The 13,800-nt window shown below is 58.4% G+C and carries 12 protein-coding genes and 1 pseudogene; 3 read left to right on the top strand and 10 right to left on the bottom strand.

Translation table 11 applies throughout. From position 1 onward, the window contains the following. Position 1 precedes the first annotated feature (1 nt). Positions 2-2,914, top strand: a pseudogene (locus ACIOVB_RS23620) (multidrug efflux RND transporter permease subunit); the annotation flags it as partial. 85 nt (positions 2,915-2,999) lie between these two features. On the opposite strand, the gene ACIOVB_RS23615 reads toward ACIOVB_RS23620, so the two are convergent. The 5 genes from ACIOVB_RS23615 to colR all read right to left on the bottom strand — a co-directional run bounded on the left by ACIOVB_RS23615 (position 3,000) and on the right by colR (position 6,728). Further along, positions 3,000-3,227 (bottom strand): hypothetical protein, encoded by a 228-nt coding sequence (locus ACIOVB_RS23615; RefSeq protein ID WP_401271821.1) that lies wholly within the window; start codon positions 3,225-3,227, stop codon positions 3,000-3,002. A gap of 2 nt (positions 3,228-3,229) precedes the next feature. Next, positions 3,230-3,946, bottom strand: coding sequence for a lipopolysaccharide kinase InaA family protein (locus tag ACIOVB_RS23610; protein ID WP_401271820.1), 717 nt, complete (start codon positions 3,944-3,946; stop codon positions 3,230-3,232). Positions 3,947-3,950: 4 nt separating this feature from the next. Further along, positions 3,951-4,619: a class I SAM-dependent methyltransferase gene (locus ACIOVB_RS23605; protein ID WP_187678153.1), complete on the bottom strand. Its 669-nt coding sequence runs from the start codon at positions 4,617-4,619 to the stop codon at positions 3,951-3,953. A gap of 161 nt (positions 4,620-4,780) precedes the next feature. Next, positions 4,781-6,055, bottom strand: coding sequence for a sensor histidine kinase (locus ACIOVB_RS23600; RefSeq protein ID WP_401271819.1), 1,275 nt, complete (start codon positions 6,053-6,055; stop codon positions 4,781-4,783). Beyond that, the gene (colR, locus tag ACIOVB_RS23595) at positions 6,045-6,728 is read right to left on the bottom strand and encodes a two-component system response regulator ColR (RefSeq protein ID WP_187678155.1); all 684 of its coding nucleotides are present in this window, start codon (positions 6,726-6,728) and stop codon (positions 6,045-6,047) included. The genes ACIOVB_RS23600 and colR overlap by 11 nt, the downstream gene beginning before the upstream one ends. A gap of 219 nt (positions 6,729-6,947) precedes the next feature. On the opposite strand from colR, the gene ACIOVB_RS23590 reads away from it, so the two are divergent. Further along, positions 6,948-7,691 (top strand): phosphatase PAP2 family protein, encoded by a 744-nt coding sequence (locus tag ACIOVB_RS23590; protein ID WP_401271818.1) that lies wholly within the window; start codon positions 6,948-6,950, stop codon positions 7,689-7,691. A 192-nt stretch (positions 7,692-7,883) separates the two neighbouring features. Here ACIOVB_RS23590 and groL read toward each other — a convergent pair whose 3' ends face one another. The 4 genes from groL to ACIOVB_RS23570 all read right to left on the bottom strand — a co-directional run bounded on the left by groL (position 7,884) and on the right by ACIOVB_RS23570 (position 11,407). Next, the gene (groL, locus tag ACIOVB_RS23585; RefSeq protein WP_401271817.1) at positions 7,884-9,530 is read right to left on the bottom strand and encodes a chaperonin GroEL; all 1,647 of its coding nucleotides are present in this window, start codon (positions 9,528-9,530) and stop codon (positions 7,884-7,886) included. A 49-nt stretch (positions 9,531-9,579) separates the two neighbouring features. Then, positions 9,580-9,873 (bottom strand): co-chaperone GroES, encoded by a 294-nt coding sequence (locus ACIOVB_RS23580; RefSeq protein WP_003227685.1) that lies wholly within the window; start codon positions 9,871-9,873, stop codon positions 9,580-9,582. A 260-nt stretch (positions 9,874-10,133) separates the two neighbouring features. After that, positions 10,134-10,610 carry an FxsA family protein gene (locus ACIOVB_RS23575; RefSeq protein WP_401271816.1) on the bottom strand — a complete coding sequence of 159 codons (477 nt, stop codon included), beginning with the start codon at positions 10,608-10,610 and terminating at the stop codon, positions 10,134-10,136. Positions 10,611-10,675: 65 nt separating this feature from the next. Next, on the bottom strand, positions 10,676-11,407 hold the full coding sequence (locus tag ACIOVB_RS23570) for a HugZ family protein (RefSeq protein WP_401271815.1): 732 nt from the start codon (positions 11,405-11,407) through the stop codon (positions 10,676-10,678). Between the two features lie 162 nt (positions 11,408-11,569). On the opposite strand from ACIOVB_RS23570, the gene ACIOVB_RS23565 reads away from it, so the two are divergent. After that, complete coding sequence (locus tag ACIOVB_RS23565; RefSeq protein ID WP_095190486.1) at positions 11,570-12,328, top strand: SDR family oxidoreductase; 759 nt, start codon at positions 11,570-11,572, stop codon at positions 12,326-12,328. A gap of 129 nt (positions 12,329-12,457) precedes the next feature. Here ACIOVB_RS23565 and apbC read toward each other — a convergent pair whose 3' ends face one another. Next, the gene (apbC, locus tag ACIOVB_RS23560) at positions 12,458-13,552 is read right to left on the bottom strand and encodes an iron-sulfur cluster carrier protein ApbC (RefSeq protein ID WP_187678162.1); all 1,095 of its coding nucleotides are present in this window, start codon (positions 13,550-13,552) and stop codon (positions 12,458-12,460) included. Between the last annotated feature and the right edge of the window lie 248 nt (positions 13,553-13,800).

Raw genomic sequence — 13,800 nt, 5'->3', positions numbered from 1 at the left:
AAACGCCCTGATCACGGTGACCACCGCGTATCCCGGGGCCAACGCCGAAACCATTCAGGGCTATATCACCCAGCCAATGCAACAGAGCCTGGCCAGCGCCGAGGGCATCGACTACATGACGTCGGTCAGTCGGCAGAACTTCTCGACGATTTCGATCTACGCGCGCATCGGTTCCAACACCGACCGCTTGTTCACCGAGCTGCTGGCCAAGGCCAACGAGGTGAAGAACAAGCTGCCGCAGGACGCCGAAGATCCGGTGCTGAGCAAAGAGTCTGCCGACGCCTCGGCGCTGATGTACATCAGCTTCTTCAGCAAGGATCTGAGCAACCCGCAGATTACCGATTACCTGTCACGGGTCATCCAGCCGAAACTGGCGACCCTGCCGGGCATGGCCGAAGCGGAGATTCTCGGCAATCAGGTGTTTGCCATGCGCCTGTGGCTCGATCCGGTGAAGCTAGCCGGTTTCGGCCTCAGCGCCAGCGACGTGACCAACGCGGTACGCCAATACAACTTCCTCTCCGCTGCGGGCGAAGTGAAAGGCGAGTACGTGGTCACCAGCATCAACGCCAACACTGAATTGAAATCCGCTGAAGCGTTCGCGGCGATTCCGCTCAAGGTCAGTGGCGACAGCCGTGTGCTGCTCAGCGATGTGGCGCGGGTCGAAATGGGCGCGGAAAACTACGACTCGGTCAGCTCGTTCGGTGGCACGCCGTCGGTGTACATCGGCATCAAGTCATCGCCGGGGGCCAACCCGCTGGATGTGATCAAGGAAGTGCGCAAGATCATGCCGGAGCTGGAAGCCCAACTGCCGCCCAATCTCAAGAGCGAGATTGCCTACGACGCCACACTGTTCATTCAGGCCTCCATCGACGAAGTGGTGAAAACCCTCTTCGAAGCGGTACTGATCGTGATCGTGGTGGTGTTCCTGTTCCTCGGCGCACTGCGTTCGGTGGTGATCCCGGTGGTGACCATTCCACTGTCGATGATCGGCGTGATGTTCTTCATGCAGATGATGGGCTACTCGATCAACCTGCTGACCCTGCTGGCGATGGTGCTCGCCATCGGTCTGGTGGTCGACGATGCGATTGTTGTGGTGGAAAACATTCACCGACACATCGAGGAAGGCAAGACGCCTTACGACGCAGCGCTTGAGGGCGCCAGGGAAATCGCCATGCCGGTGGTGTCGATGACCATTACTCTGGCGGCCGTTTACGCACCGATCGGCTTCCTCACCGGGCTGACCGGGGCGCTGTTCAAGGAGTTTGCCCTGACCCTGGCCGGGGCCGTGGTGATTTCCGGGGTGGTCGCCCTGACCCTGTCGCCGATGATGTGCGCCTTCTTGCTGCGCCACGAAGAAAACCCCAGCGGTCTGGCTCATCGCCTCGACCGCATCTTTGACAGCCTCAAGCGCCGCTACCAGAGCATGCTCCACGGCACGCTGAACACTCGGCCGGTGGTGCTGGTGTTCGCGGTGATCGTGCTGTGCCTGATCCCGGTGTTCCTGAAATTCACCAAATCGGAACTGGCGCCGGACGAAGACCAGGGCATCATTTTCATGATGGCCAAAGCCCCGCAACCGACCAACCTCGATTACCTGAACACCTACACCGACGAGTTCATCAAGATCTTCAAGGAATTCCCGGAGTACTACTCCTCGTTCCAGATCAATGGCTACAACGGCGTGCAGGCCGGGATCGGCGGTTTCCTGCTCAAGCCGTGGAACGAGCGCAGTCGCACCCAGATGGAAATCCTCCCCGAGGTGCAAGGCAAACTGGAAGGCATCCCCGGTTTGCAGGTCTTCGGCTTCAACCTGCCCTCCCTGCCCGGCACCGGTGAAGGCTTGCCGTTCGAATTCGTGATCAACACCGCCAACGACTATGAATTGCTGCTGCAAGTGGCCGACCGGATCAAGAAGCGCGCCATGGAATCGGGCAAATTCGCCTTCGTCGACCTTGATCTGGCCTTCGACAAGCCGGAGGTGGTGGTCGATATCGACCGCGCCAAGGCTGCGCAGATGGGCGTGTCGATGCAGGATCTGGGCGGCACCTTGGCGACGCTGCTCGGCGAGGCGGAAATCAACCGTTTCACCATTGAAGGCCGCAGCTACAAGGTCATCGCCCAGGTAGAACGGCCGTACCGCGACAACCCGGACTGGCTGAACAATTACTACGTGAAAAACACCCAGGGCGAGCTGCTGCCCCTGTCGACCCTGATCAAGGTCAGTGATCGCGCACGACCGCGTCAGCTCAACCAGTTCCAACAGCTCAATGCGGCCAAGATCTCCGGATTCCCTTTGGTGAGCATGGGCGAAGCGATCGACACCGTGCTCCAGATCGCCCGGGAAGAAGCGCCGGCCGGTTTTGCCTTCGACTACGGCGGCGCGTCGCGCCAGTTCGTGCAGGAAGGCAGTGCGTTGTGGGTGACGTTCGGGTTGGCCTTGGCGATCATTTTCCTGGTGTTGGCGGCGCAGTTCGAAAGCTTCCGCGATCCACTGGTGATTCTGGTGACGGTACCGCTGTCGATCTGCGGCGCGCTGATTCCGCTGTTCCTTGGCTGGTCGAGCATGAACATCTACACCCAGGTCGGGCTGGTGACGCTGATCGGGCTGATCAGCAAACACGGGATCCTGATCGTCGAATTCGCCAATCAGTTGCGCAAGGACAAGGGCCTGACTGCGCGCGAAGCGGTGGAAGAAGCGGCGGCGATTCGCCTGCGGCCGGTGTTGATGACCACGGCGGCGATGGTCTTCGGCATGGTGCCGCTGATTCTGGCAACGGGCGCGGGGGCAGTCAGCCGGTTTGATATTGGTACGGTGATTGCGACGGGGATGTCGATCGGGACGTTGTTTACGTTGTTTGTGTTGCCGTGCATCTACACCCTGCTGGCGAAACCTGATCCCAAACCATCCGCGTAACCCTGTGGGCGCGGTGCCGGACGCAAATTTCGTGCATAAAAAAGGCCTCGCATTTGCGAGGCCTTTTATGTGGGCGTCAATCGGTTCAACTCTGTGGCCTCATCCCTTGAGAAAGTCCGAACATGAACAGCAGCAAATCATGATCGGGCTTGGACGCCACGGAGGCTTTCGCCACCCGTGGTACCGCGCAGTGAGCATCGTCTATCGACGCGCCAACCACCTGCATGCGGGGCTGCTCCCAGGCAGCCACCGCCAGTGAAGCAACTGCCAAGGCTCCAACCAAAAACAAACCTCGTGCAATTTCGAGTTTCATCGCTATAAACCTTTGATAGCGCTGCCAAACGCCGTCTCGTAAAAATAGACGAGTTTCTTCCAGTCCGCGTCGCGGAACGACGAGTGGCGACGCAATTGCTTCATGTCATGGGAGGCGGCGCGATAGGCGGTCAGGCGCTGGCGGCATTTCTCCAGATCGATCAACGCGACTTCGACTTTGGCCGACTCGCCTTCACCGGTCACTCGCACAAACACGTGTTTGATGTAGATGCAGCTGTGCTGCCAGCGGCCCTTGTGCATCCGCGCCAGGTTTTCGGCGAGATCCTTGAGCACGCGTTCATAGATCGCATCGCCACAATGATCACGACCACCAGCCGCCGCCAGCCAATGTTCCAGCTCCTGAAAACCGTCCAGGGACTTGGTCACTAGCAATGCGCGCCACTTGTGCTGCGGATCAGGCTGGGCACCGCAGAAGACGATTTGCGGCACGCGCACACCAAGTTTGCTGACGCCGGTCAGGGCATCGAGTTCGCGCAATACCGTCGGACGTCCGAACGGATGCAACCAACTGCGATAGATGTGCCCAGTCTGGCGCTTGGCATACAGCAGTTGGCCGTTCTTGCCCACGATCCGTTGCACACCACTTTCACCGCCACGACGAACGTTGGGCTCTTCGACCCACTCGCCGCGCTGACTCCAGTAGTAGTCGAAGCTATCCTGGGAAGCGACTTGCGTTTCTGCTGCAAATTGCACTGCCATCCTTTTACCTCTTGCGTAATACGTAAACCCGCCACATCGCATAGAGCGGAATAAAGTCCAGTTGTTCCTGAATGCGGAAACCCGCTTCTTCAAATTCTTTTTCGACTGTTGCCGCCGGTAACAAAAAGCGATTCTGGTAATCGCGGTTGGGACGATCCTTCTCCGCACGCTTGCGTTTCCAGGCTTTGAAATTGCCGTCGACCCACAATGAAACGATGACGCTGTCACGGGTTACGCGTTCGAATTCGCGAAGAATCGCCCGGCGGTGCTCGGCCTCACCGATGTGATGGAGCAAACGCATGCAGAAAATGCTGTCGACGGCGTTATCCGGCAAGGCAATGTCAAACGCAGAAGTGTGCAAAGGTTGTACCCGTTTCACCACTTCTGCCGGTTGTCCTTCCATCGCCGTCTTGATCATCGATTCGGAATTGTCCGCACCGATGATCACCCGGTTGGGTTTTTCCGCCAGTAACGGCCAGAAACGTCCGGCGCCGCACGGCAAATCCAGCACCAGGCCGGGTTCGCCGGCCAGCGCCAGCGCCTTGCGGGCCAGCTGTTCGTCACGCAAATGAGACAGGCGACGCCCTAGGCTTGCCTTATGCTTGCGCAAATATTTCTGCGCATGTTGATCGTCGTACTTTTCGGAAAAATCGAGTTTGATCGGGCCGGTCATCACCTGGACTCCTGAATGACTGATGACACCACCTTAAGGAGCGGGATGTGAGCGTCAGGTCATCCAGTTGTGAAAATTTTGTCAGGTAAACCGGCAAATTATTACAGCGTTATACAGGATTTGGACAGGTTGGCGGGAGTAGCATGGAGCCACTATTTGCGTCAGATTTTGCCGAGATCTACCTCGAAGCGGCAGCCATTGGGCTCCATCGTACTTAAACTGACAATCCAGCCCTGGATTTCGCAGATACGCTGCACCAGCGACAAGCCAAGCCCCAGGCCTTCGCCGCGCTTTTCACTGCCACGGACAAACGGCTCGAACATCGCCTCGCGTTTCTCCTCGGGAATGCCCACGCCAGAGTCCTCGACCACAAACCCGTTGGCGCTGAGCGTCAGGCGAATGAAACCCTGCTCGGTGTAATGGCAAGCATTGCGCAACAGGTTACCCATCACCGCCGTCAGCAACGTCGCGTTGTAGCAGGTCGCGGTGGGGTTGCCGGCTTCGAACTGCAAATTCAAACCTTTGCTTTCGATCGGTTCGCGCCAGACACACAGCAGGCTTTCAGCCACTTGGGCAAGATTCTGTTGAGGCGCCGCCCCCGCGTCTTCGCGCTGGGCACGGGCAAGCATCAGGAAGGTTTGCACCAGTTCACGCATCTCCTCACTGGCCCGGGCAATACGCTCGACCTGTGAGCGACCGCGTTGATCGATCGCCGGGTTTTCCAGCAGCAACTCGCAAGAGCTGGCCAACACCATCAGCGGTGTGCGCAATTCGTGGCTGACATCGCTGGTGAACAGCCGTTCACGGGTCAATGCCTGACGCAAACGCCCCAGCGTGGCGTCGAACGCCACGGCCAGTTCTCCGACTTCATCAGCCGCATAGTCCGGCGCCAGTGGGGGTGCCAGCCCCAGCAGTTGATCGCGATGGCGAACCTGCCGAGCCAGCCGCACCACCGGCGCCATCACTTTGCGCGCAAGCACCCAGCCGAGGAGTACCGCCAACGCCAGACTGAGCACAAAACCCACCAGCACCACGGCAAACAACACGCGCTCGCGTTCTTCGAAATCGCTTTGGTCCTGCAGCAGCACATAACGCCGACCATCGACGATTTCGACCATCGCGTGATACGACAACTGCTCGCGGAACACTTCGTGGAACCCCGCATCGAGATGCCGCAGATCCTTGGGCAATTCGAAATCGCCCGGGCCGCCACTGAAATAGAACAACTGGTCCGGCTCTGGGCGATGGCTCCAGTCCGAGACATTGTCCATCAGCAACAGACGCTGCAAATCGCCGCCCAGCCCCGCTGAAATCAGTTTTTCCTCTACCAGATGCACCGTCGCGACGATACCCATGGCGAATGCACCGGCCACCAGTGCGCTCATCAGCGCGAAAGCAATGATGATCCGCTGGGAAAGGCTTTGCTTAAACTCCATCACGGCCCTCGGCCAAGCGGTAACCCACGCCGTGCACGGTGTGCAGCAGTGGCTTGGCGAACGGTTTGTCGATCACCTGACGCAATTGGTGGACATGGCTGCGCAGGCTGTCGCTGTCCGGGCAGTCATCCCCCCACAGCGCTTCTTCAAGGATTTCCCGGCGCAGCACGTGCGGGCTCTTCTGCATCAACACCGCGAGCAGCTTGAGGCCAACCGGGTTGAGTTTCAGAAACTTGCCTTCACGCGTCACTTCCAGAGTGTCGAGGTCGTAGCTCAGATCACCGACCTGCAATGCCCGACGCCCGCCACCCTGGGTACGACGCATTACCGCTTCCACCCGCGCGGCCAGTTCGGACAAAGCGAATGGCTTGATCAGGTAATCGTCCGCCCCGGACTTGAAGCCCTGCAAACGGTCGTCCAGTTGATCGCGGGCCGTGAGCATGATCACCGGGGTGTCGCGGCGGGCATCTTCGCGCAGGCGTTTGCACAGGGTGTAGCCGTCAATGCCGGGCAGCATGATGTCGAGCACGATCAGGTCGTAATGCTCGGTGGCCGCCAGATGCAGGCCCGACAGTCCGTCCTGGGCGCAATCGACGGTATAGCCCTTGAGCCCAAGGTAATCGGCCAGATTGGCCAGGATATCGCGGTTGTCTTCGACCAATAGAATTCGCATGGGCACCTCCTCCGTACACGGTAACGGCCGTCGTGGCCCGCGCAGCTTACGGCCAAGTGTGGCTCAGGGCTAGGCGTGTGTCGGGTTGTTTATCGATAAAGATACGGATTGCGCCGGCCAACGTTTTTTTCACTTTCGGTTAACAAATCAGCAACGCCATCACGCGCAGACTCCGCGCAATTGCGCTCATCGAACCCACTTACCGACCAAGGAATTGCCATGGTGTCGACCTCTGCCCGTCCTGTTTCAAGGCCGCTGAATTTCTGGCTGTGCCTGGGCATTCCCGCCTTCGCGGCGTTGATTCTGGTGCTGCTGGAACTGACCGATCTGGACATGGATCTGGCCCGGCTGTTTTACGACCCGGTCGCGGGCGACTTCATCGGCCGCCACAGTTTCTTCCTTGAAGACATCCTGCATGACCGCGCCAAGCAGGTGGTGATCGCTTTTTCAGTGTTTGCCATTCTCGGCTTCATCGGTTCGTTTTTCATCGAGCGGCTGAAACCGTTCAAACGCGAGTTGGGCTGCCTGGTGCTCTCGCTCGGTTTGGCCACTTCATTCGTGACACCGGTCAAAGCGGTGACAGCCGTGCAATGCCCATGGAGCCTGGAGCAATTCGGCGGCCATGAAACCTATAGCAAACTGCTCGACCATCGCCCGCCTACCGACAAGCCTGGCCGTTGCTGGCCCGGCGGTCATGCAGCCACGGGGTTCACTTTGTTTGCGCTGTTCTTTGTGCTGCGTGACCGGCGTCCGCGTCTGGCAAGGCAGGCGTTCATCTTTGCCTTTGCGCTGGGCTCGGTGTTCTCGATCAGCCGGATGATGCAGGGCGCGCACTTCTTTTCGCACAACGTGTGGACGGCGATCTTCTGCTGGCTGATTTGTCTGGGATCGTATTACTGGGTGCTGTATCGCCCGGCGATGAAAGCGGATGCAGTAGTAAAAGCACAACCTGTCAGCGCCTGAAACACAGATCCAAATGTGGGAGCGAGCCTGCTCGCGAATGCGGTGTGTTATTCAGCATTCATGCTGACTGATTCGACGCCTTCGCGAGCAGGCTCGCTCCCACAGGGTTTGGTGCAAAGCTTAAATTCGGGCAATAAAAAACCCCGCCAGCTTATCGCAGGCGGGGTTTTGCGTTACGAGGGTAAGGCTGGCTTACATCATGCCGCCCATGCCACCCATGCCGCCCATGTCTGGCATGCCACCACCAGCGCCACCGTCTTTCTTCGGTGCGTCGGCAATTGCAGCTTCGGTGGTCAGGATCAGACCGCCGATCGACGATGCAGCTTGCAGAGCGGAACGGGTCACCTTGGTTGGGTCCAGGATGCCCATTTCGATCATGTCGCCGTATTCGCCAGTCGCAGCGTTGTAACCGAAGTTACCTTTGCCGTTCTTGACTTCGTTGACCACAACGCTTGGCTCGTCACCGCTGTTGGCAGCGATCTGGCGCATCGGTGCTTCAACAGCACGACGCAGAACAGCGATACCGACGTCCTGATCAGCGTTTTCGCCTTTCAGGTCCAGGATGGCTTCCAGAGCACGGATCAGCGCAACGCCACCGCCAGGTACCACGCCTTCTTCAACGGCTGCGCGAGTTGCGTGCAGGGCGTCTTCAACGCGGGCTTTCTTCTCTTTCATTTCAACTTCGGAACCAGCGCCAACCTTGATCACTGCAACGCCGCCGGACAGCTTGGCCAGACGCTCTTGCAGTTTTTCACGGTCGTAGTCGGACGAAGTTTCGCCAACCTGAGCACGGATCTGAGCGATGCGCGCCTGGATGTCGGCTTCTACGCCAGCACCGTCAACGATGATGGTGTTTTCCTTGGAGATGGTCACGCGCTTGGCGCTACCCAGGTTTTCCAGGGTGGCGCTTTCCAGGCTCAGGCCGATTTCTTCGGAGATAACGGTACCGCCGGTCAGAACGGCGATGTCCTGCAGCATGGCCTTGCGACGGTCGCCGAAGCCTGGAGCCTTGACGGCTGCAACCTTGACGATGCCACGCATGTTGTTCACGACCAGAGTCGCCAGGGCTTCGCCTTCAACGTCTTCCGATACGATCAGCAGTGGACGGCCGGCTTTGGCAACGGCTTCCAGTACTGGCAGCATTTCGCGGATGTTCGAGATCTTTTTGTCGACCAGCAGGATCAGCGGGTTGTCCAGCTCGGCAACCATGGTTTCCGGCTTGTTGACGAAGTACGGGGACAGGTAGCCACGGTCGAACTGCATGCCTTCTACAACCGACAGTTCGTTTTCCAGGCCAGTGCCTTCTTCAACGGTGATCACGCCTTCTTTACCGACTTTTTCCATGGCTTCGGCAATGATGTCGCCGATGGAGCTGTCGGAGTTGGCCGAGATGGTGCCGACCTGAGCGATGGCCTTGGTGTCAGCGCATGGCTTGGACAGGTTTTTCAGCTCTTTGACAATGGCGATGGTCGCCTTGTCGATGCCGCGCTTGAGGTCCATCGGGTTCATGCCGGCAGCGACGGCTTTCAGGCCTTCGTTGACGATCGACTGAGCCAGAACGGTAGCGGTGGTAGTACCGTCACCGGCGTCATCGTTGGCACGGGAGGCAACGTCTTTGACCAGCTGCGCGCCCATGTTTTCGAAACGGTCTTCGAGTTCGATTTCTTTGGCGACGGAAACGCCGTCCTTGGTGATGGTCGGAGCGCCGAAGCTCTTCTCGATGATCACGTTACGGCCTTTCGGGCCCAAGGTCGCTTTTACTGCGTCAGCCAGGATGTTGACGCCCTTGAGCATTTTCTTACGGGCGGAATCGCCAAACAGAACTTCTTTAGCAGCCATGATCGATATTCCTTAAATACTTTGTAGTAGCGGGAAAATGAGCGGGAAATCAGCCTTCCAGTACAGCGAGAATCTCGTTCTCAGCCATTACCAGCAGGTCTTCGCCGTCGACTTTCACAGTGTTGCTGCCGGAGTAAGGACCGAACACAACCTTGTCGCCGACTTTAACGGCCAGCGCACGTACTTCACCGTTTTCCAGAGTCTTGCCTGGGCCTGCAGCGACGATCACACCGTGGTTGGCTTTTTCAGCAGCCGAACCTGGCAGGACGATACCGCCAGCGGTTTTCTTTTCTTCTTCGCTGCGACGGATAACGACGCGGTCATGCAGAGGACGAAGCTTCATTGTCGATCTCTCCTAATTGTGGTTTTCATCGGCCGGTGTAGTCCCGGCGGGTTTAACAAATCCGGCCTGCGCCGGTTGCGATTCGTCGAGCGAACCGCGGAAGTCTGTCCGACTCGAATGTCGGAAACCTTTCGGTGACCGTTACATAGGGGCGCATAAGCTTATTACAAGGGCGCAGATAAAAAAATTTCGCAGTTGCTCGTCGTAAAAGGAGCGCAAAAACGAGCACGGCACCCGAAGGTGCCGTGTCGATGCAGACGTTATTTGCTGTCGCGGTGTTCGAACTCGCCTTCGATCACATCCCCTTCGCGGCCAATAGGCTCGCGCGGTGCAGGACCGCCACGGGGTTGCAGGTCGTCAGCAAAGGCACGCTGACGCATGGCCTGATCTTCGGCGCGCTGGCGCATTTTGTTCGCCAGCAGACGACGGGTGAACGGCAGCAGCATCACCAGACCGACCACATCGCTGATGAAGCCAGGCAGGATCAACAGGCCACCGGCCAGTGCCAGCATCAGGCCTTCAAGCATGGTTTGCGCAGGCAGCTCACCGCGGTTCAGGCTTTCACGGGCACGCAGTGCGGTGGCCAGACCGGCGACGCGCAGCACGAACACACCGAACATCGAGCCGAGAATGATCAGCAGCAGGGCCGGGAAAAACCCGATAGACCCTGCCACTTTGACGAATACGAACAGCTCCAGCACCGGAAACAGCAGAAAGAGCAACAAAAAAGGGCGCATCAAAGATTCCTCAACGCAAGAAATGCCTTGCAGTAAGCCTTAGATGACGTCGCCCTTTCGTGAATTCAAGCGTCGACCCCTGCATTTTTTGGCCAAACCTCTGCGTGAGCCAGAGAAACCAAGGCTTCGCGCACTTGTATCGGCGTATGACATGGCGCTTGAAACGGTAGCCAGTACAGCGCCTGACCGATGCGCAGGTGCATGCCTTCGCTGTCGATCCCGGCCAGTAGCGCCGGCTCGGTTTTCGGCAGCCCGGCCAGATCGACGTAGTGCGCGATGGCCTTGGCGTGGTCGCTGTTCATGTGCTCGACCATGCTGATCTCGGCTTTGCCGGCAAACGGGTTGGCCAGGGTCAGTTGATCAATCCAGTGAATCGCACCAAAACCGCCGATGTAGCGATGGCGCACCGGATTCAGTACCCAGAAATCGAAGTCGTGGGCCTTGTGGTAGTTCTTTGAATCCGGGAAATAGCGGTAGTACCGCTGCGCCGCCGCTTCGATGGCCGCCGGGTCTTCGAGCTTTTGCGCCTCAGCCAGATACGTCAGGCGACCAACGGCTTGTACGTCGTCGGCCTCACGCTCGCCCACCAACATCGAGCATTTCGGGTCTTTTTGCAGATTGTGGGTGTGCTGGGCGATACGGCTGATCAGGATCAGCGGCCGGCCCTGCTCGTCCAGGCAATACGGCACGACGGAGCCAAAGGGAAAACCGGGCATCGATTTGGAGTGGGTCGACAGCACGCCCCGGTATTCCTTGAGAAGCAATTCTCGGGCATTCTTGGCCGCTTCAACGCTCAATTTATGACTCCTTAATTAGAATCCGTCGAAAAAACGGACAGGTGCCTTGGATAAGTTCCAGTCACCTTCGGGGCAATTCTCATGTGCAGCCAGGCCATGTCGGGTGCAGATCGAGAGGCTCTCTAAAGGATCACCACTCTGACCTGCTATCGGGGCATGCGAATGCAACTCAACGACAAAGTAATCATTATCACTGGCGGTTGCCAAGGTCTGGGCCGCTCGATGGCCGAGTATTTCGCCGGCAAAGGCGCGAAGCTGGCCCTGGTCGATCTGAACCAGGAAAAACTCGACGACGCGGTGGCCGCCTGCAAAGCCAAGGGCGTCGAGGCGCGCAGCTATCTGTGCAACGTCGCCAATGAAGAACAGGTCGAGCACATGGTTGCCCAGGTCGCCGAGGATTTCGGCGCGATCCACGGCTTGATCAACAACGCCGGGATTCTGCGTGACGGACTGCTGCTCAAGGTCAAGGACGGCGAAATGACCAAGATGAGCCTGGCCCAGTGGCAGGCGGTGATCGACGTCAACCTGACCGGCGTGTTCCTGTGCACCCGTGAAGTGGCAGCAAAAATGGTCGAGCTGAAAAACAGCGGCGCAATCATCAACATCTCGTCGATCTCCCGCGCGGGCAACGTTGGCCAGACCAATTACTCAGCCGCCAAGGCTGGCGTAGCGGCGGCCACCGTGACCTGGGCCAAGGAGCTGGCGCGGTATGGCATTCGTGTGGCGGGCATCGCCCCGGGCTTCATCGAAACTGAAATGACCCTGGGCATGAAGCCGGAAGCGCTGGAGAAGATGACCGCGGGCATCCCGCTCAAGCGCATGGGCAAGCCGGAAGAGATCGCCCATTCGGCGGCGTACATCTTCGAGAACGACTACTACACCGGTCGGATTCTGGAGATGGATGGCGGGTTGCGGATCTAAACACACCATAAAACCAAATGTAGGAGTGAGCCTGATCGCGATGCAGTAGTCCATTCAACACATCCGTTGAATGTTAATCCGCCATCGCGAGCAGGCTCACTCCTACAGATTTTCAGCGTGGCCGATTTATCAATCGTCGCTGATGGTGATATTCGGCATCGCCGGCGTTGCCGCTTCCTGCAAGACAATCCGCGCGCCGACATGGCGGGCCAGTTCCTGATAGACCATGGCAATCTGGCTGTCCGGTTCGGCGATTACCGTTGGTTTGCCGCCATCGGCCTGCTCGCGGATCAGCATCGACAACGGCAGCGAAGCCAGCAGTTCGACGCCGTATTGAGTCGCCAGCTTCTCACCACCGCCCTCACCGAACAGATGCTCGGCATGGCCGCAGTTCGAGCAGATGTGCACAGCCATGTTTTCAACCACACCGAGCACCGGGATGTTGACCTTGCGGAACATCTCCACGCCTTTGCGCGCGTCGAGCAGCGCCAGATCCTGCGGGGTGGTGACGATCACGGCGCCAGCCACCGGGACTTTCTGCGCCAGAGTCAGCTGGATGTCACCGGTACCTGGCGGCATGTCGATGACCAGATAATCCAGATCGCCCCACGCAGTTTGCGTGACCAGTTGCAGCAGCGCGCCGGAAACCATCGGCCCGCGCCAGACCATCGGCGTGTTGTCGTCGGTCAGGAATGCCATCGACATGACTTCAACGCCATGGGCCTTGAGTGGCACGAACCATTTCTGATCCTTGACCTCTGGGCGAGTGCGCTCGGGGATACCGAACATGATGCCCTGGCTCGGGCCATAGATATCGGCGTCGAGAATCCCGACCTTGGCGCCTTCACGGGCCAATGCCAGTGCGAGGTTGGCCGCGGTGGTCGATTTGCCCACACCGCCCTTGCCCGATGCCACGGCGACCACGTTCTTGACGTTGGCCAGGCCCGGAATCTGCGCCTGGGCCTTGTGCGCGGCGATCACGCTGTTGACTTCAACCCTGGCGATCACCACGCCGTCGATGTTTTCGATGGCCAGTTGCAGCAATTGCGCCCAGCCGCTCTTGAACAGACCGGCGGCATAGCCGATTTCCAGCTGAACATTGACGCGGTCACCGATGATCTCGATGTTTTTCACGCAACCGGCGCTGACCGGGTCCTGGTTCAGGTAAGGGTCAGTGTATTGGCTGAGGACGGCTTCCACCGCTGCGCGAGTGACGGCACTCATGGGCAACTCCGATAACAAGACTGGGAAAAGATGGCCGCTATCCTACCCCTTCTATCCTCCAGACGGCATGCCCGGCAACGATTTGCAGGGGTGAAATATCTTGGCCGGCGCTTTATAGTGGCCGACCTCCGTTTCATCAAGTAGCGAAGCCCCACATGTGCGTTAATATAAAGATACTAGTTAGGATGTGCGTGGAGTAGGGAAAGTGTTTGTTTATTATTGTAGATATGGTTGTTTTTATTATGATT

Origin of the sequence: Pseudomonas sp. NPDC087639, from assembly GCF_044743385.1 — a bacterium.
In the GTDB taxonomy this organism is placed as follows: domain Bacteria; phylum Pseudomonadota; class Gammaproteobacteria; order Pseudomonadales; family Pseudomonadaceae; genus Aquipseudomonas.
This window is presented reverse-complemented; position numbering and strand designations above follow the sequence as displayed.